This window comes from Streptacidiphilus jeojiensis, assembly GCF_042510965.1.
GTDB lineage: Bacteria > Actinomycetota > Actinomycetes > Streptomycetales > Streptomycetaceae > Streptacidiphilus > Streptacidiphilus jeojiensis.
Genome location: NZ_JBEUKS010000011.1, coordinates 167568 through 183551 on the forward strand (window position 1 = coordinate 167568; position 15984 = coordinate 183551).

Genomic DNA, 15984 nt, shown 5'->3' on the forward strand with positions numbered 1-15984 from the left:
TGCGGCCTCCCGGATCGTCGCCCTGCGCTGTGCGTCCATGCCCCGAGTCTGCGGCCTGGCCGGTGCGGCGGCAACGGTTTCTGACGCGCTGGAAATAACCCGGGGCCTCATGCCGACCTGGCCGTTCGCAGTGCCATCGGGTCCTGGTGCACGGCGGCCAGCACCGGTGTCCCGGCGGCCACCGCGAGCGCGCCGGGACCGAAGGAGCTGGGGCGGACCAACTGCTCCACCGGCTGCCGGGTCCGCGCCGCCACCTCCTGGTGCAGCACGCCGAGCAGTTCCGGCAGGTAGAGGGTGACCGCTTCGGTGAGCACCAGCAGGTCCGGGCTGATCATGTCCAGCAGCAGCGCCACCGCCGGGGCGATCTGCCGCAGCCTGGCCCGGCACAGGTCCAGGGCGCGGGCGTCCCCGGCCTCCGCCGCGGCCAGCAGCAGGGTCAGTTCGGGCCGCGGCACGATCCCCTCGGCGACCGCGCGTTCGGCCATGGTCCGGTCGGAGACGGTGGCCTGCAGGCATCCGGTCCCGCCGCAGGGGCAGGGCGTCGAGGAGCCGGGTACCGGCAGATGGGCGATCCCGCCCGCGCCGTTGCGCCGCCCCCGCAGCAGCACCCCGCCGGCGGCGATGGCCGCGTCCACCACATTGCCGACGAACAGGTGCACCAGGTCTCCCTGCTGTCCCGCGCCGAAGAGCAGTTCGGCCTGGGCCAGCGCGCGGGCGTGGCTCTCCACGTGGATCGGCAGCCGGGTGGCGGACAGCAGGGTCTGCCGCAGCGGTACGTCCCGCCAGCCCAGCGCGGAGTTCTCGACCAGGACCCCGGACTCCGGGTCCACCCAGCCGCCGGTGACCACGCCGAGCCCCAGCACCGAGCGTCCGCCGGCGTGCCGGCGCAGGAAGCCGGGCAGCAGCGCGGCGATGTCCTGCAGCACCGCGGCCGGGGTGGCCCGGCGCGGGGCGCGCTCCTGGGCGACGACCCGGCCGCGCAGATCGGTGAGCGAGAAGGTCAGCTGCGGGATCGCGATGTGCACCCCGGCGGCGAGATGGCGCCCGGTGTCGACGTCCAGCGGGATCCGGGGCCGCCCCGGGCGCGGCGCCGAGGGCGGCTCCCGGGGCTCGTAGACCAGGCCGAGCGCCATCAGTTCGGCGGCGTGCCGGGAGACGGCCGCCGGGCTCAGTCCGGTCTCCCTGCTGATCGTGGTGCGGGCCAGCGGCCCGCGGCGCAGGGCGGCGCGGAGCACGGCGGCCGCTCCGTCGGGTCGGTCGGGCACGGGCGGCGGCGCGGGTGTGGCGATCAGCGCGAGCGGCATCGGCGGAGTCCTCGGTCGGCGGGGTACGGATCGGCTAGCGGCCGCCGGGACAGGTCGAGGAGGTCATAGGCGCATCGTCGCAACGCCGTTCGGGAGGGTCAATGGACGCATGTTGCAGCCGTGTGGCATTTCTGCGACACCGGCCCGCCCGGGCCGATCCGGCGGGCGGGCCTACCAGAGTGCCGGCTTGCGGTGGGCCCACGGGCGCATCCGCTCCAGCTGCGCGGAGAGCGAGATCAGGGTCGCCTCGTCGCCGTAGCGGCCGCCGAGCATGACGCCGATCGGGAGGCCGGCCTCGTTCCAGTGCAGCGGGAGGCTGACCGACGGCTGGCCGGTGGCGTTGTAGAGAGGGGTGAAGGGGGTGAACGCGGAGAGGTTGTCGAACTCCTGCGACGGGTCCTCGTCGTCGCGCAGGGCGCCGATCAGGGCCGGGGGCTGGGCCAGCGTCGGCGTGAGGATGACGTCGTACTCCTCCTGCAGGCCGGCGACCAGCGCGCCGACGGCGCGGAAGGTGTAGAGCGCGGTGGCGAAGTCCGGGCCGGAGACCTGGCGGCCCTCCTCGCGCAGGTAGCGGGTCAGCGGCATCAGCAGCGACTCGTCCGCGACCGGCTGCTGGGTCGCCATCACCGCCCAGACCTGCTCGAACACCCGGCGCAGGGTGTCGTCGGCGGGCAGTTCCAGCGGTTCGGTGCGGTGGCCCAGCGAGGCCAGCAGTTCCGCGGCGCTCTCGGTGGCGTCGATGCAGTCCTGATGGACGGTCAGCCCCGGGACCGGCGGGGCGGTGAGCACGGCCACCCGCAGGCTCGCGGGCTCGCGTTGGGCAAAGGAGGCGAAGGTCTCGCCGGGGCCGAGGGCCGGGGCGGTGTAGCAGTCGCCGGGCATCGGTCCGGCGAGGACGTCCAGCAGTGCGGCGGCGTCCGCGACGGTCCGGGCGATCGGGCCGTTGGTGCTGAGGCCGCTGATGTCGTAGAGGGTCGGGCCGCTGCTGACCCGGCCCCGGCTGGGCTTGATCCCGAAGAGGCCGCAGACCGAGGCCGGGATGCGTATCGAGCCGCCGCCGTCGCTGCCCTGGGCCAGCGGGGCGAGACCGGCCGCCACCGCCGCCGCGGCGCCGCCGCTGGAGCCGCCGGCCGAGTACTCCAGGTCCCAGGGGGTGCGCGCGGGCGGGGCGACCTGGTTCTCGGTGTAGCAGGGCAGTCCGAACTCGGGGGTGTTGGTCTTGCCGAGCAGCACCGTGCCGGCCCGGCGCAGCTTGGTGACGATGTGGTCGTCGACCACCGCGATCTGCTCCGCGCTGGCGGCGGAGCCCTGGGTGGCCCGGACCCCGGCGACGAAGTTGAGGTCCTTCACCGGGACCGGGACCCCGTGCAGCGGGGAGAGCGGTGCGCCGTCCCGGTCCCGGACCGCCGCCTCGGCCTCGGCCGCCTGGCCGCGGGCCAGCTCCGGGGTGACCGTGATGTAGGCGCCGAGGGAAGCGTTCAGCCGGTCGATCCGCTCCAGGTAGTGGTCGGTGAGCTCGACCGGGGAGAGCTTCCCGGTCGCGATCAACTCGCCCTGTTCCAGCGCTGTCAGGTCGTGGAGCTGCGTCATTGCGGTTCCCCTCGGACGGGTGCCTCGGACGGGTGCCGCGTCCGGTCGTGGCGCGGCCTCTGCCTGCCGATCCTCGCACCGGCGGGTGACCCCGAACAGCCCCCGGTGGACTCGTCAAGATGTCGCTAAAGCAGCTTTCGGACGGCGCTGAGCAGGGGAACAGCCTCGCGACTCGCGTACGCTCAACGGGGAAGCACGACGTCAGAGGACAGGTATGCGCGGCAGGCTGCGGATCTATCTGGGGGCTGCCCCCGGAGTGGGCAAGACCTGCGCCATGCTGGGTGAGGCGCACCGGCGCCGGGACCGCGGCACCGACGTGGTGGTCGGCTTCGTCGAGGACCACGGCCGCGCCCACACCGCCGAGCTGGTCGCCGGTCTGGAGGTGGTGCCGCGCCGCTCCATGGAGTACCGGGGGGCGTCCTTCTCCGAGATGGACGTGGACGCGGTGCTGGCCCGCCGTCCCGCCGTCGCCCTGGTGGACGAGCTGGCCCACACCAACGTCCCCGGCTGCCGCAACGCCAAGCGCTGGCAGGACGTCCAGGAGCTGCTGGCCGCCGGCATCGACGTCATCTCCACCGTCAACATCCAGCACCTGGAGTCGCTCGCGGACGTCGTCGCGGGCATCACCGGCGTGCGCCAGCAGGAGACGGTGCCGGACGAGGTGGTGCGCCGGGCCGAGCAGATCGAGCTGGTCGACATGGCCCCCGAGGCGCTGCGGCGCCGGCTGGCGCACGGCAACGTCTACGCCCCGGAGAAGGTCGACGCGGCGCTCTCCAACTACTTCAGACCGGGCAATCTGACGGCGCTTCGGGAACTGGCACTGCTGTGGACCGCCGACCGGGTCGACGAGTACCTGCAGCGCTACCGGGCCGAGAACCGGATCAGCGACACCTGGCAGGCCCGGGAGCGGATCGTGGTCGGCCTCACCGGCGGCCCCGAGGGGCGGACCCTGATCCGCCGGGCCGCCCGGATCGCGGCCAAGGGCTCAGGCAGCGAGATCCTGGCCGTGTACGTCGCCAAGAGCGACGGGCTGACCGGTGCCTCGCCGCAGGAGCTGACGGTGCAGCGGGCCCTGGTCGAGGACCTCGGCGGCAGCTTCCACTCGGTACTGGGTGACAACGCCGCCGAGGCGCTGCTGGACTTCGCCCGGGGCGTCAACGCCACCCAGATCGTGCTGGGCAGCAGCCGGCGCAAGACCTGGCAGTGGGTGCTGGGGCCGGGGGTCGGCGCCACCGTCGCCCGCGAGGCCGGCGACGTGGACGTGCACATCGTCACTCACGAGCACGTGGCCCGCGGCCGAGTGCGCCCGATCCGCCGGATCGCCCGGCTGGGCCCGGCCCGCACCGCGGTGGGCTGGGTGCTGGGCGTCGGCGGGCCGCTGCTGCTCACCTGGATCCTCGGCGGCACCCGCTCCGGCAGCACCGACATGCTGCTGTACCTGGGCCTCACCGTGGCCGCCGCACTCACCGGCGGACTGTTCCCGGCGCTGGCCTCGGCGGTGGTCGGCTCGCTGCTGATCAACTGGTACTTCACTCCGCCGCTGCACACCCTGACTGTGGCCGACCCGCAGAACATCGTCGCCATCGCGGTCTTCCTGGCGGTGGCCCTGTCGGTGGCCTATGTGGTGGACCTGGCCGCCTCCCGCACCGCCGAGGCGGCCCGCAGCCGGGCCGAGGCGGAGACCCTGAGCTTCCTCGCCGGCAGCGTGCTCAGCGGCGAGAAGGCGCTGCCGGCGCTGCTGGAGCGGGTCAAGGAGACCTTCCAGATGGAGTCGGTGGCGCTGCTGGAACGCGCGGACGACTTCGGCCCGTGGACCTGCGCCGGCTCGGTCGGGCCCGCGCCGGTGAACCGCCCCGAGGACGCCGACGTGGACGTCCCGGTCGGCGAGCGGCTGGCGCTGGCGCTGTCCGGACGGGTGCTCCCGGCCGGGGACCGCCGGGTGCTGGGCGCCTTCGCCGCCCAGGCGGCCGAGGTGCTGGAGCGCCGCCGGCTGAGCGAGCAGGCCGCCGAAGCCCGCCGGCTGGCCGAGGGCAACCGGATCCGCACCGCGCTGCTGGCCGCCGTCTCGCACGACCTGCGCACGCCGCTGGCCGGCATCAAGGCCTCGGTCTCCTCACTGCGCACCGAGGACCTGCAGTGGAGCGCCGAGGACGAGGCGGAGCTGCTGGCCGGCATCGAGGAGGGCGCCGACCGGCTGGACCACCTGATCGGCAACCTGCTGGACATGAGCCGGCTGCAGACCGGCAGCGTGGTCCCGCTGGTCCGCGAGTTCGACCTGGACGAGGTGGTGCCGATGGCGCTGCGCGGCGTCCCGGACGGCACGGTGCGGCTGGACGTCCCCGAGGACCTGCCGATGGTGGAGGGCGACCCCGGACTGCTGGAGCGGGCGCTGGCGAACGTGGTCGAGAACGCCGTGAAGTACCAGGGCGAGGGCCGGGTCCTCGTCTCCGGCAGCGTGCTGCGGCTGGCCGGGGAGCCCGACCGGCTGGAGGTGCGGGTCGCCGACCACGGTCCCGGCATCCCCGACGAGGCCAAGGACAAGGTCTTCGAGCCCTTCCAGCGCTACGGTGACGCCCCCAGGGGCGCCGGGGTCGGCCTGGGGCTCGCCGTGGCCCGGGGCTTCGTCGAGTCCATGGGCGGCAGCCTCACCGCCGAGGACACCCCGGGCGGCGGCCTCACCATGGTGTTCACCCTCCGTACCGAACAGTCCGACCACACCGCTCAGCAGTACTCGACGCAGCAGCAGGGGAAAGGCAGCCCGGAATGACAGGTGCGACCAGGGTCCTGGTGGTCGACGACGAGCCGCAGATCGTCCGCGCGCTGGTGATCAACCTCAGGGCGCGCGGCTACGAGGTCGACGCCGCCCACGACGGAGCCTCAGCGCTGGAGCTGGCGGCGGCCCGCCACCCCGACGTGGTGCTGCTCGACCTCGGGCTGCCGGACATGGACGGCACCACGGTCATCCGCGGGCTGCGCGGCTGGACCAAGATCCCGGTGATCGTCCTCTCGGCCCGGCACGCCTCCGACGAGAAGGTCGAGGCCCTGGACGCCGGCGCCGACGACTACGTCACCAAGCCCTTCGGCATGGACGAACTGCTGGCCCGGCTGCGCGCCGCGGTCCGCCGGGCCGCCCCGGTCGGCACCGACCCCGACGAGGCGGTGGTCAGCACCGAGTCCTTCACGGTCGACCTGATCGCCAAGCGGGTCCAGCGCGAGGGCGCCGACGTCCGGCTCACCCCGACCGAATGGCACCTGCTGGAGGTGCTGGTGCGCAACGCAGGCCGGCTGGTCAGCCAGAAGCAGCTGCTGCAGGAGGTCTGGGGACCGGCGTACGGCACCGAGACCAACTACCTCCGCGTCTACATGGCGCAGCTCCGCCGCAAGCTGGAGGTCGATCCGGCGCACCCGCGGCACTTCATCACCGAGCCGGGCATGGGCTACCGCTTCGAGCAGTAGGCCTGCGCGGTGGTACGGAGCGGTACTCTTCGGCTATGAGTGGTGACATCCGAACCGACCGGCAGCAGGGGCGTCTGCGCCGGATGCTCAACCGGCTGGCCGCGAGCAGCGAGGAGCTCCAGGCCGAGGAGCTGCGCCAGGACGCCGAGGAGGCCGGCTGCATGCCCATCGCCTCCTGCCAGGACCGCCAGCAGGTCACGGTGACGGGCACGCTGCGCGCGGTGACCCTGCGCCCCAGGGCCGGCGTCCCCGCCCTGGAGGCGGAGCTCTTCGACGGCACCGACGCGCTGGACGTGGTCTGGCTGGGCCGCCGCTCCATCGCGGGGATAGAGCCCGGCCGCCGCCTGGTGGCCCACGGCCGGATCAGTCATGCGCGAGGCCGCCGGGTGCTCTTCAACCCGCGGTACGAGCTGCGCCCTGTCGGATCGGAGTAGCACCGCGTGAGCCCCAGTCACAAGCTGGCCAGCAAGGATTCCACCGAGGTCGACACCTCGCTGATCGACGCCTTCGGCGGGGTCCGCGGCATGGTCGACATGACCGTCCCCGGCTTCGTCTTCGTGCTGCTGTACACGATCACCAAGCAGCTGGGCGTCTCCGCCTGGTCGGCGGTCGGCGTGACGGTACTGCTCGCCGTGGTCCGGCTGGTCCGCAGGGAGACCCTGAAGCACGCCTTCGGCGGGGTGCTGGGCGTGGCCATCGGCGCGTTCATCGCCATGAAGTCCGGCAAGGCCCAGGACTTCTACCTGCCGTCCATGATCTACGGCGTGCTGCTGGGCGTGCTCTACGCCGTCTCGGCCCTGGTGCGCTGGCCGCTGCTCGGAGTGATGCTCGGCCCGATCCTGGGCGAGAACATGACCTGGCGCACCCAGAACCCGGGCCGCCTCGCCGCCTACACCAAGGCCACCTGGGTCTGGGTCGCGCTCTTCGCTATCCGCGCGGCGATCCTGTTCCCGCTCTACTGGGCCGGCAACGTCACCTGGCTCGGCGTCGCCAAGATCGGCCTGGGCGTCCCGCCCTGGCTGGTCGCCATCTACCTCTCCTGGCTGATCCTCTCCAAGGCCCCGCCCCCCATCAAGGTCGCCTCCGAAGAGGAAGAAAAAGAAGAAGAACCCGACCACGAACGCGTGTAACCGCCAGGGGCGCGAGGAACTGCGCGGCCGACCACGCACACACGTGCACGCCGACCTCGCAGCAACCTCGCGCCCCAGTGGTGGACTCAGCTCTCCTTGGAGAGCAGCTCTTCCAACTCCCGCTCCCGCTCCGCCGTAGCCACGAACAGCAGCTCGTCCCCACCCTCAAGACTGTCGCTGCCGCTGGGAACCAGAACCCGGCCCTCGCGGATGATGGTGACCAGCGCAGTGTCCTGCGGCCACTCCACATCACTGACCCGCAGTCCGACCGCGGTGGCCGTCCCCGAGAGCGTGATCTCCACCAGGTTGGCGTCGCCCTGGCTGAACCGCATCAGCCGGACCAGGTCGCCGACGCTCACCGCCTCCTCGACCAGCGCCGACATCAGTCGCGGGGTCGAGACGGCCACGTCCACCCCCCAGGCCTCGTTGAACAGCCACTCGTTCTTGGGGTTGTTCACCCGCGCGACCACCCGCGGCACGCCGTACTCGGTCTTCGCCAGCAGCGAGACGACCAGGTTGACCTTGTCGTCCCCGGTCGCGGCGATGACCACGTTGCAGCGCTGCAGCGCCGCCTCGTCCAGCGCGGTGATCTCGCAGGCGTCCGCGAGCAGCCACTCGGCCTGCGGTACCCGCTCCACCGAGATGGACTTGGGGTTCTTGTCCACGAGGAGGACCTCGTGGCCGTTCTCCAGCAGCTCGCCCGCGATGGATCGTCCCACCGCACCGGCCCCGGCAATGGCTACCCGCATCAGTGCTCCTCCGGGCCCTTCGCGAACACGGCCTCGACGGCCTCGAGATCTGCGATGCGCATCATCATGTGCACGAGGTCGCCCTCCTGCAGCACCATCTCGGGCGTCGGCAGCGTGCCCACGCCCAGTCGGCTGACGAACGCCACCCGCACCGCCGCGGCCTGCTCCAGCTTGCTGAGGCGGTGGCCGATCCAGCCGGACGCCACCGGGACCTCGGCGAGCTGCACGGCGCCGCTGGGGTCCTGCCAGTTGGGCTCGGAGCCGCTGGGCAGCAGCCGGCGCAGCATCTGGTCGGCGGTCCAGCGGACCGTGGCCACGGTGGAGATGCCGAGGCGCTGGTAGACCTCGGCGCGGCGCGGGTCGTAGATCCGGGCCGCGACGTTCTCCACGCCGAAGTTCTCCCGGGCCACCCGCGCGGCGATGATGTTGGAGTTGTCGCCGCTGCTGACCGCCGCGAAGGCACCGGCCTGCTCGATCCCGGCTTCCCGGAGCGTGTCCTGGTCGAAGCCGACCCCGGTCACCCGCTGGCCGGTGAACCCGGAACCGAGACGGCGGAACGCCGTGGGGTCCTGGTCGACGACAGCGACCGAGTGCCCCTGCTTCTCGAGGGTGCGCGCGAGGGCAGAACCCACGCGACCGCAGCCCATGATGACGATGTGCACGCCCGTCCTTCCGGAGTGATGTCCCGGCTCGATCCTGGCACCTTCTTAACCGGTGCCCGCACCAGGGTCGCACCCTCGCGCGCCGATGACACAACCGCAGTACCCGCGCAACCCGGGTCGTTACACCCCGGAAGGGGTCCGGATCTAGGAGTCCGCTGGGAAGCGGCTGGCGGGCAGGTGTCGACGCCGGGCAAGGGGGGCGAGGGAACTCACACCTTCCCGATACCGATCCGCAACATTCCGGTGAGCGGCGAGTGACGCTCTGCTGATTTCCGGAGGGGCGTTAAGGGCGCGTCAAGGACAGGCTCTACGATCCTCGTCGTGTCCAAACTCACCGACGTACCCAAGCGGATCCTGATCGGCCGCGCCCTCCAGAGCGACAAGCTGGGTGAGACGCTGTTGCCGAAGCGGATCGCGCTGCCGGTCTTCGCGTCCGACGCACTGTCCTCGGTGGCCTACGCCCCCGAGCAGATCTTCCTCGCGCTGGCCGTCGCCGGTATCACCACCATCCACTTCTCCTGGTGGGTGGGCGGCGTGGTGGCGCTGGTGATGCTGGTCGTCGTCGCCTCGTACCGGCAGAACGTGCACGCCTACCCCAGCGGCGGCGGCGACTACGAGGTCGCCACGGTGAACCTGGGCGCCAACGCGGGGCTGACCGTGGCCGCGGCGCTGATGGTGGACTACGTGCTCACCGTCGCGGTGTCGACCACCTCCGGCGTCGCCAACGTGGTCTCCGCGGTGCCCTCGCTGCACGGCCACGAGGTGGCGATCTCGGTCACCCTGGTCGTGGTGCTGATGGGGATGAACCTGCGCGGGGTGCGCGAGTCGGGGACGGCCTTCGCCATCCCGACCTACGGGTTCATGGTCGGCATCCTGGGCCTGATGGCCTACGCGGCCGTCCGGCACTTCTTCCTCAGCGACTCGATGCACGCCGCCAGCTACAAGTTCGACCTGGTTCCGGCCCATGGACACGAGAACGTGGCCGGACTCGCGATGGTCTTCCTGCTGCTGAAGACCTTCTCCTCCGGCTGCGCCGCGCTGACCGGTGTGGAGGCCATCAGCAACGGCGTGCCGGCCTTCCAGAAGCCCAAGAGCAAGAACGCCGCGACCACCCTGCTGATGATGGCGGTCATCGCCGTGGTGATGCTGATCGGCATCATCTGGATGGGCAACCTGACCGGCCTGAAGATGTCCGAGAACACCGCCCAGTTGATCGGCGCCCCGTCCGACTACCACCAGAAGACCGCGCTGGCGCAGATCAGCCAGGCCGTGTTCAGCAACTTCTCGCCGGGCTTCTACTACATCGCCGCCGTCACCGGGCTGATCCTGGTGCTGGCCGCCAACACCGCGTTCAACGGCTTCCCGGTGCTCGGCTCGATCCTGGCCCAGGACCGGTACCTGCCGCGCCAGTTGCACACCCGCGGGGACCGGCTGGCGTTCTCCAACGGCATCATCATGCTGGCCGGCGTCGCGATCGTCTTCATCATCGGCTACGGCGCCGACCCCAACCGGCTGATCCAGCTCTACATCATCGGTGTCTTCGTCTCCTTCAACATGAGCCAGACCGGCATGATCCGGCACTGGACCAGGCTGCTGAAGACCGAGACGGACCCGGCCGTGCGCCGCCGGATGATGCGCAGCCGGGTGATCAACAGCATCGGCCTGGCCTGCACCGCCTGCGTGCTGGTGGTCGTCCTGGGCACCAAGTTCCTGTCCGGCGCCTGGATGTCCTGCCTGCTGATGGTGGTCTTCTTCGTGATGATGAAGGCGATCAGGAAGCACTACGACCGGGTCTCCGCCGAGCTGGTCGCGGCCGAGGAGCGCCCGGACGAGACGGTGCTGCCGTCCAAGGTGCACTCGGTGGTGCTGGTGTCCAAGCTGCACAAGCCCACCCTGCGGGCGCTGGCGTACGCGCAGCTGTCGCGCTCGGCGCACACCTCCACGCTGGAGGCGGTGACCGTGGACGTGGACCCGGCGGACACCGCGGCGCTGAAGGCGGACTGGGAGCGGCGCGGAATCGAGATCCCGCTGAAGGTGCTGCACTCGCCGTACCGCGAGGTCACCCGTCCGGTCGTGGACTACGTCCGGCAGCTGCGCAAGGACAGCCCGCGCGCCGTGGTCACCGTCTACATCCCGGAGTACGTGGTCGGCCACTGGTACGAGCAGCTGCTGCACAACCAGAGCGCGCTGCGGCTCAAGGGCCGGCTGCTGTTCACGCCGGGTGTCATGGTGACCTCGGTACCCTGGCAGCTGGAGTCCTCCGAGCGCCGTCGCAAGCCGGTGGAGTGGAACGCCCCCGGGCAGATCCGTCGTGGAGACCTCCTCCGCGTGCAGAAGCGCGCGGGCGCCGCCGCGGACACCGAGCCGGGCCCGGGCGGCGCTGGGACGACCGACAGCAAGGACAGCAGCGCGTGACACCCCCTGGCAGGACCCGATCCGAGACCGCCGCCGCCGAAGCCGAGGCGCCGTCCCTGGTCGGTCAGCGGTACGAGGTCGAGGTGGGCCCGGTCGCCCACGGCGGCCACTGCGTGGCCCGGCACGAGGGCCGGGTGCTGTTCGTCCGGCACGCGCTGCCGGGCGAGCGGGTGGTGGCCGAGGTCACCGACGGCACGGAGTCCTCGCGCTTCCTGCGCGCCGACGCGGTCGAGGTGCTGCAGGCCTCCAAGGACCGGGTCGAGCCGCCCTGCCCGTTCGCCGGTCCCGGGAAGTGCGGCGGCTGCGACTGGCAGCACGCGACCCCGGGCGCGCAGCGCAAGCTCAAGGTGCAGGTGCTCACCGAGCAGCTGCGCCAGCTGGCCAAGCTCGACCCGGCCGGGGCCGGCTGGGACGGCAGCATCGAGCCGGTCGGCGGCAAGCTCCCGGCCGGCACGGTGCCGCAGTGGCGCACCCGGGTCCAGTACGCGGTCGACCCGGACACCGGCGAGGCCGGTCTGCGGCGGCACCGCTCGCACCGGGTGCAGCCGGTCGACCGCTGCCTGATCGCCGCCGCCGGGGTGACCGAGCTGGGCGTGGAGGCGCGCGACTGGGAGGGCATGGCCACGGTCGAGGCGATCGCCGCGACCGGGTCGTCCGACCGCCAGGTGATCCTGACCCCGCGGGCCGGGGCCCGGCTGCCGATCGTGGAGCTGGACCGGCCGGTGTCGGTGATGCGGATCGACGACCACGGCGGGCTGCACCGGGTGCACGGGCGGTCGTTCGTGCGGGAGCGGGCGGCGGGCCGGACCTGGCGGGTCAGCGAGGGCGGCTTCTGGCAGATCCACCCGGAGGCCCCGGACCTGCTGGTCTCGGCCGTGCTGGAGGGCCTGGACCCGCAGGAGGGCGAGAACGCCCTGGACCTGTACTGCGGCGTGGGCCTGTTCGCCGGTGCCCTGGCCGACCAGCTGGGGGAGACCGGCGCGGTGCTCGGCATCGAGTCGTCCAAGCAGTCCGTGATCGACGCCCGGCACAACCTCGGCGACCTGATCGGTGAGGGCCGGGTGCGGATCGAGTGCGACAAGGTGGAGCGGCTGCTGCCGCGCACCGGCATCACCGAGACGGACCTGGTGGTGCTCGACCCGCCGCGCTCCGGCGCGGGCCGCGACACCGTGCGCCACCTGGCCGGGCTCACGCCCCGCCGGATCGCCTATGTCGCCTGCGACCCGGCCGCCCTCGCCCGTGACCTGGGCTTCTTCGCCGCCGTCGGCTACCGTCCGGTCAGCCTGCGGGCCTTCGACCTGTTCCCGATGACCCAGCACTTCGAGTGCGTGGCGATCCTGGAGCCCGTTTCGGGTTGATTTCCCGTGACCTGTTCCGCTCTTGGCAGGTTCGTCCTGTGGGTAGTGCTCTTCTTATGACCCTTGCGTGCTAGCGGAATCGCGCTAGCTTGGAAGTATGACAAAGAAGCAGCTCAATGTCCGGGTGGACGCCACCACGGCCGAGATCGCCCGCTCCAGGGCGGAACAGGAGGGGATCAGCATGAACCAGTACATCGAGAAGCTGGTCCAGCAGGACATGGGAGAGACCGGCAGGTCCTTCGTGGACGCCGCCGCGCAGTTCATGAAGGAGTACGAGGCCGCCTTCCTCGCCGAGTTCGGCGAGCACGAAGGGACGGGTCAGCGCCGTTGAACGTCGAGATCGACCTGTCCTGGCTGCTCATGGTCGCCGAGCAGTACACCCCGGGCGACCCCCGGGTCACCGACTACGGCTCGCTCGTCGCCGCGGTGACCCGGCACCAGGCGGAGATCTTCGACGTACTGGTCTACCCCGAGCCCGAGGACCGGGCCGCGGCGCTGATGCACCAGCTCATCCGGGTGCCCGCGCTGGAACGCAACAACGAGCTCTTCGGCACCGCCGTGGCCTTCGCCTATCTGGTCTCCGGTGGCGCCAACGTGGCCACCACGACCCGGGAGATGCGCAGCCTGGCCCGCGGTGTGCGGGAGGGCCGGATCGGCGTCGACGGGGCGTCCCAGCGGCTGGCGGGCTGGGTCGTCGACCAGTTGCCGGATGCCGAGGGGGAGTCCGACGGGGAGCCCGAGGGCGACCAGAACGACTAGTCTGACCTGCGGCTTCAGTTGACATTGCAGGAAGAACACGGCAGGAACCGCAGGGAGACGGACGCGTGCTGCAGGACGTTGTGGAGTACCTGGTCTGCCCGCACTGCGGGCAGGGTCTCGCGGCCGGTCCCGGCGGCGGCGCGCTGCGCTGCCCGCAGCGGCACACCTTCGACGTCGCCAGGCAGGGCTATGTCAGCCTGCTGCCCGGCGACGCGCACACCGGCACCGGTGACACCGCCGCCATGGTCGCCGCCCGCGACGCCTTCCTCAGTGCCGGGCACTACGCCCCGGTCGCCGAAGCGCTGGCAGCGGCCGCACCCGCTGACGCCCGCTGCGTGGTCGACCTGGGCGCGGGCACCGGCCACTACCTCGCCGCCGTGCTCGACGCGCTGCCCGAGGCGCACGGGATCGCCCTGGACATCTCCAAGTTCGCGCTGCGCCGGGCCGCCCGCTCGCACCCCCGGGCCGGCGCCGTGGTCTGCGACGCCTGGCGTCCGCTGCCGATCCGGGACGACGCCGCCGACCTGGTGATCAATGTCTTCGCCCCGCGCAACGGACCGGAGCTGCGCCGGGTGCTCCGGCTCGGCGGAACGCTGCTGACGATCACTCCGACGCCTCGTCACCTGGCGGAACTGGTGCGCGAGTTGGGCCTGCTCGGAGTGGACGGGCGGAAGGAGGAGCGGCTGGCGGCGACGCTGGGACCGTACCTGGAGTCCGCCGGCAGCAGCGAGCACGACTTCACCCTGCTGCTGGACCACGAGGCGGTGCGCACCGTGGTCGGCATGGGCCCGAGTGCCTGGCACACCGACCCGGCCGCGCTGGCCGAACGGATCGCGGCGCTGCCCGAACCGGTGCCGGTGACGGCGTCGGTCACCCTGAGCAGGTTCACCAAAGTGCCGCTCGCTCGTTGACCCCGGTGTGAGCGAGCCTTCCCCGCGCCGGGCCACCATCGGCGAACTGCGCCTGGTGGCGTTCAAGTCCCATGTCGGCACCGTGCTGCCGCTGGCCCCGGTCACCCTGGTGCAGGGTGCTTCGGGCAGCGGGAAGTCCAACCTGCTGGACGGGTTGGCGGCCCTGTCCGGACTGGCCGGCGGCGCGGATCTGGCCGAGGCGCTGGCGCCGGTCCGGGGCGGGCTGCGCGGCTGCGTGCCGCACGGTCGGCAGGGGTTCCGGCTCGGCTGCAGCGTGGAGACCGCGCGGAGCGGCACCGTCTCGCTGGAGGTGGCGGTGCGCACCGACGGCGAGCCCAGGATCGTCGCCGAGCGGATCACCGGGGCGCTGCCGGGGACACCGGCCCGGGTGCTGCTGGCCACCGGGGAGGAGGACCGCGCGCGGGGCCGGATCAACGCGATCTGGCACAGCGACGGGCGGCAGGGCGACATCCGCGCCCCGCTGGCGGCGGGCAGCCTGCTGGCGGCCCAGCTGCCGCTGCGGATCGCCGGGGCCACCCCGGGCGAGCAGCGGGTGCTCACGGCGGTGGAGGACCTGCTCACGGCGCTGCGTGAGGTCTTCCCGGTGGACCCGGTGCCCGCGCTGATGCGGGGCTGGGTCCCGGCCGGGGACGACGCCAGGCTGCGGAGCACGGCGGCGAACCTGTCCGCGGTGCTGGCGCGGATCCAGTCCGAGTGCCGGATCAGGTACGGCAAGCTGCTGCGCAGCGTCCGGACCGGCAGCCCCTACCCGGTCCGCGAGCTGGGGGTGCTGCGCAGCGACGACGCACGGGTGCGGGCGGCGCTGTGGGAGGGGGAGACCGCGGTCACCGGGGCCGAGTCGATGAGCAGCGGCCTGCTGCGCTACCTGGCCTTCGCGACGGTGCTGCTGACCGGCCCCGGGGTGCTGCAGATGAGCTCGGCCGACGTCCCCCAGGTGGACCGGCTGCTCACGGTGCTCGCCGAGGACCTGGACGCCGGGCTGGCCGAGGGGCAGGTGGCGGAGCTGCTGCGGCTCGCCGGGGAGGTGGTCCGGCACGGCCACGCCCGGCTGCTGGCGACGCTGCGGGACGGGGCGGCGGGCGCGGCCCCGGAGGCGCTGGTGCTGCACTGCCGCCGCGATCCGCAGACCGGCTACAGCGTGCTGGAGCCGTCGCCCGCCCCGGCCCCGGCCCCGGCGCGGGTGGGGGTGCCGGCGGCGGCGCAGGCGGGCGTGCGGGCAGGGGCGCAGGCGGGGGCCGGCGGGCGGGGAGAATGGGCGCATGACTGATCGACACCCGGACGTCCCCCTGCTCCAGCAGCGGCTGCGCGAGTTCGCCGCGGCGCGCGACTGGGGGCCGTACCACACGCCGAAGAACCTGGTGGCCGCGCTCAGCGTGGAGGCGTCCGAACTGCTGGAGATCTTCCAGTGGCTGACCCCGGAGCAGGCCGCCGCGGTGATGGAGGACCCGGTACGGGCGCACAGGGTCGAGGACGAGGTGGCCGATGTGCTGGCCTACCTGCTGCAGTTCTGCTCGGCGCTGGGAGTCGATCCGCTGGCGGCGCTGGCGGCGAAGATCGAGCGCAACGAGCAGCGCTTCCCGGCCGGGGCCACCCCGCCGCTGGACGGTTCCTGACCCACCCTCGGGGGTG

The 15984-nt window shown here is 72.4% G+C and carries 15 protein-coding genes; 11 read left to right on the forward strand and 4 right to left on the reverse strand.

Going from position 1 to position 15984, the window contains the following annotated elements:
* Positions 1-107: 107 nt before the first annotated feature.
* Both ABUW04_RS28220 and ABUW04_RS28225 read right to left on the reverse strand, forming a co-directional pair.
* A complete protein-coding gene (locus tag ABUW04_RS28220) occupies positions 108-1304 on the reverse strand; it encodes an ROK family transcriptional regulator (RefSeq protein WP_380567147.1) in 1197 nt (398 codons plus the stop codon).
* Positions 1305-1475: 171 nt separating this feature from the next.
* The gene (locus ABUW04_RS28225; protein WP_380567149.1) at positions 1476-2894 is read right to left on the reverse strand and encodes an amidase; all 1419 of its coding nucleotides are present in this window, start codon (positions 2892-2894) and stop codon (positions 1476-1478) included.
* 214 nt (positions 2895-3108) lie between these two features.
* On the opposite strand from ABUW04_RS28225, the gene ABUW04_RS28230 reads away from it, so the two are divergent.
* The 4 genes from ABUW04_RS28230 to ABUW04_RS28245 are packed head-to-tail and all read left to right on the forward strand — an operon-like array spanning position 3109 to position 7480.
* Positions 3109-5661: an ATP-binding protein gene (locus tag ABUW04_RS28230; protein ID WP_380567151.1), complete on the forward strand. Its 2553-nt coding sequence runs from the start codon at positions 3109-3111 to the stop codon at positions 5659-5661.
* A complete protein-coding gene (locus tag ABUW04_RS28235) occupies positions 5658-6350 on the forward strand; it encodes a response regulator (RefSeq protein WP_380567153.1) in 693 nt (230 codons plus the stop codon). Before ABUW04_RS28230 ends, ABUW04_RS28235 begins: the two co-directional genes overlap by 4 nt.
* A 35-nt stretch (positions 6351-6385) precedes the next feature.
* On the forward strand, positions 6386-6784 hold the full coding sequence (locus ABUW04_RS28240; RefSeq protein ID WP_030258941.1) for an OB-fold nucleic acid binding domain-containing protein: 399 nt from the start codon (positions 6386-6388) through the stop codon (positions 6782-6784).
* Positions 6785-6790: 6 nt separating this feature from the next.
* The gene (locus ABUW04_RS28245) at positions 6791-7480 is read left to right on the forward strand and encodes a DUF3159 domain-containing protein (RefSeq protein WP_030258939.1); all 690 of its coding nucleotides are present in this window, start codon (positions 6791-6793) and stop codon (positions 7478-7480) included.
* 86 nt (positions 7481-7566) lie between these two features.
* Here the strand turns inward: ABUW04_RS28245 and ABUW04_RS28250 are convergent, their stop codons facing one another.
* Both ABUW04_RS28250 and ABUW04_RS28255 read right to left on the reverse strand, forming a co-directional pair.
* A complete protein-coding gene (locus ABUW04_RS28250; protein ID WP_030258937.1) occupies positions 7567-8229 on the reverse strand; it encodes a potassium channel family protein in 663 nt (220 codons plus the stop codon).
* Positions 8229-8891 (reverse strand): potassium channel family protein, encoded by a 663-nt coding sequence (locus ABUW04_RS28255; protein WP_030258935.1) that lies wholly within the window; start codon positions 8889-8891, stop codon positions 8229-8231. Before ABUW04_RS28255 ends, ABUW04_RS28250 begins: the two co-directional genes overlap by 1 nt.
* Before the next feature lie 321 nt (positions 8892-9212).
* Here ABUW04_RS28255 and ABUW04_RS28260 point away from each other — a divergent pair, with 321 nt between their 5' ends.
* From ABUW04_RS28260 to ABUW04_RS28290, 7 genes are all read left to right on the forward strand, one after another.
* Positions 9213-11306 (forward strand): APC family permease, encoded by a 2094-nt coding sequence (locus tag ABUW04_RS28260; protein WP_030258932.1) that lies wholly within the window; start codon positions 9213-9215, stop codon positions 11304-11306.
* Positions 11303-12664: a class I SAM-dependent RNA methyltransferase gene (locus ABUW04_RS28265; RefSeq protein ID WP_380567155.1), complete on the forward strand. Its 1362-nt coding sequence runs from the start codon at positions 11303-11305 to the stop codon at positions 12662-12664. The genes ABUW04_RS28260 and ABUW04_RS28265 overlap by 4 nt, the downstream gene beginning before the upstream one ends.
* Before the next feature lie 97 nt (positions 12665-12761).
* Positions 12762-12995 (forward strand): toxin-antitoxin system HicB family antitoxin, encoded by a 234-nt coding sequence (locus ABUW04_RS28270; RefSeq protein ID WP_030258927.1) that lies wholly within the window; start codon positions 12762-12764, stop codon positions 12993-12995.
* Complete coding sequence (locus ABUW04_RS28275; protein WP_030258924.1) at positions 12992-13423, forward strand: hypothetical protein; 432 nt, start codon at positions 12992-12994, stop codon at positions 13421-13423. Before ABUW04_RS28270 ends, ABUW04_RS28275 begins: the two co-directional genes overlap by 4 nt.
* Before the next feature lie 65 nt (positions 13424-13488).
* Positions 13489-14334 carry a putative RNA methyltransferase gene (locus ABUW04_RS28280; RefSeq protein WP_380567157.1) on the forward strand — a complete coding sequence of 282 codons (846 nt, stop codon included), beginning with the start codon at positions 13489-13491 and terminating at the stop codon, positions 14332-14334.
* A gap of 7 nt (positions 14335-14341) precedes the next feature.
* On the forward strand, positions 14342-15622 hold the full coding sequence (locus ABUW04_RS28285) for an AAA family ATPase (RefSeq protein WP_380567159.1): 1281 nt from the start codon (positions 14342-14344) through the stop codon (positions 15620-15622).
* The gene (locus ABUW04_RS28290) at positions 15615-15968 is read left to right on the forward strand and encodes a nucleotide pyrophosphohydrolase (RefSeq protein WP_030258916.1); all 354 of its coding nucleotides are present in this window, start codon (positions 15615-15617) and stop codon (positions 15966-15968) included. Before ABUW04_RS28285 ends, ABUW04_RS28290 begins: the two co-directional genes overlap by 8 nt.
* The last annotated feature ends 16 nt before the right edge of the window (positions 15969-15984 follow it).

Bases quoted from the DNA above. Each gene is read 5' to 3' on its own strand.
- ABUW04_RS28235 (WP_380567153.1), top strand. From the start codon at position 5,658: ATGACAGGTGCGACCAGGGTCCTGGTGGTCGACGACGAGCCGCAGATC.
- ABUW04_RS28240 (WP_030258941.1), top strand. From the start codon at position 6,386: ATGAGTGGTGACATCCGAACCGACCGGCAGCAGGGGCGTCTGCGCCGG.
- ABUW04_RS28230 (WP_380567151.1), top strand. From the start codon at position 3,109: ATGCGCGGCAGGCTGCGGATCTATCTGGGGGCTGCCCCCGGAGTGGGC.
- ABUW04_RS28270 (WP_030258927.1), top strand. From the start codon at position 12,762: ATGACAAAGAAGCAGCTCAATGTCCGGGTGGACGCCACCACGGCCGAG.
- ABUW04_RS28225 (WP_380567149.1), bottom strand. From the start codon at position 2,894: ATGACGCAGCTCCACGACCTGACAGCGCTGGAACAGGGCGAGTTGATC.
- ABUW04_RS28250 (WP_030258937.1), bottom strand. From the start codon at position 8,229: ATGCGGGTAGCCATTGCCGGGGCCGGTGCGGTGGGACGATCCATCGCG.
- ABUW04_RS28220 (WP_380567147.1), bottom strand. From the start codon at position 1,304: ATGCCGCTCGCGCTGATCGCCACACCCGCGCCGCCGCCCGTGCCCGAC.
- ABUW04_RS28290 (WP_030258916.1), top strand. From the start codon at position 15,615: ATGACTGATCGACACCCGGACGTCCCCCTGCTCCAGCAGCGGCTGCGC.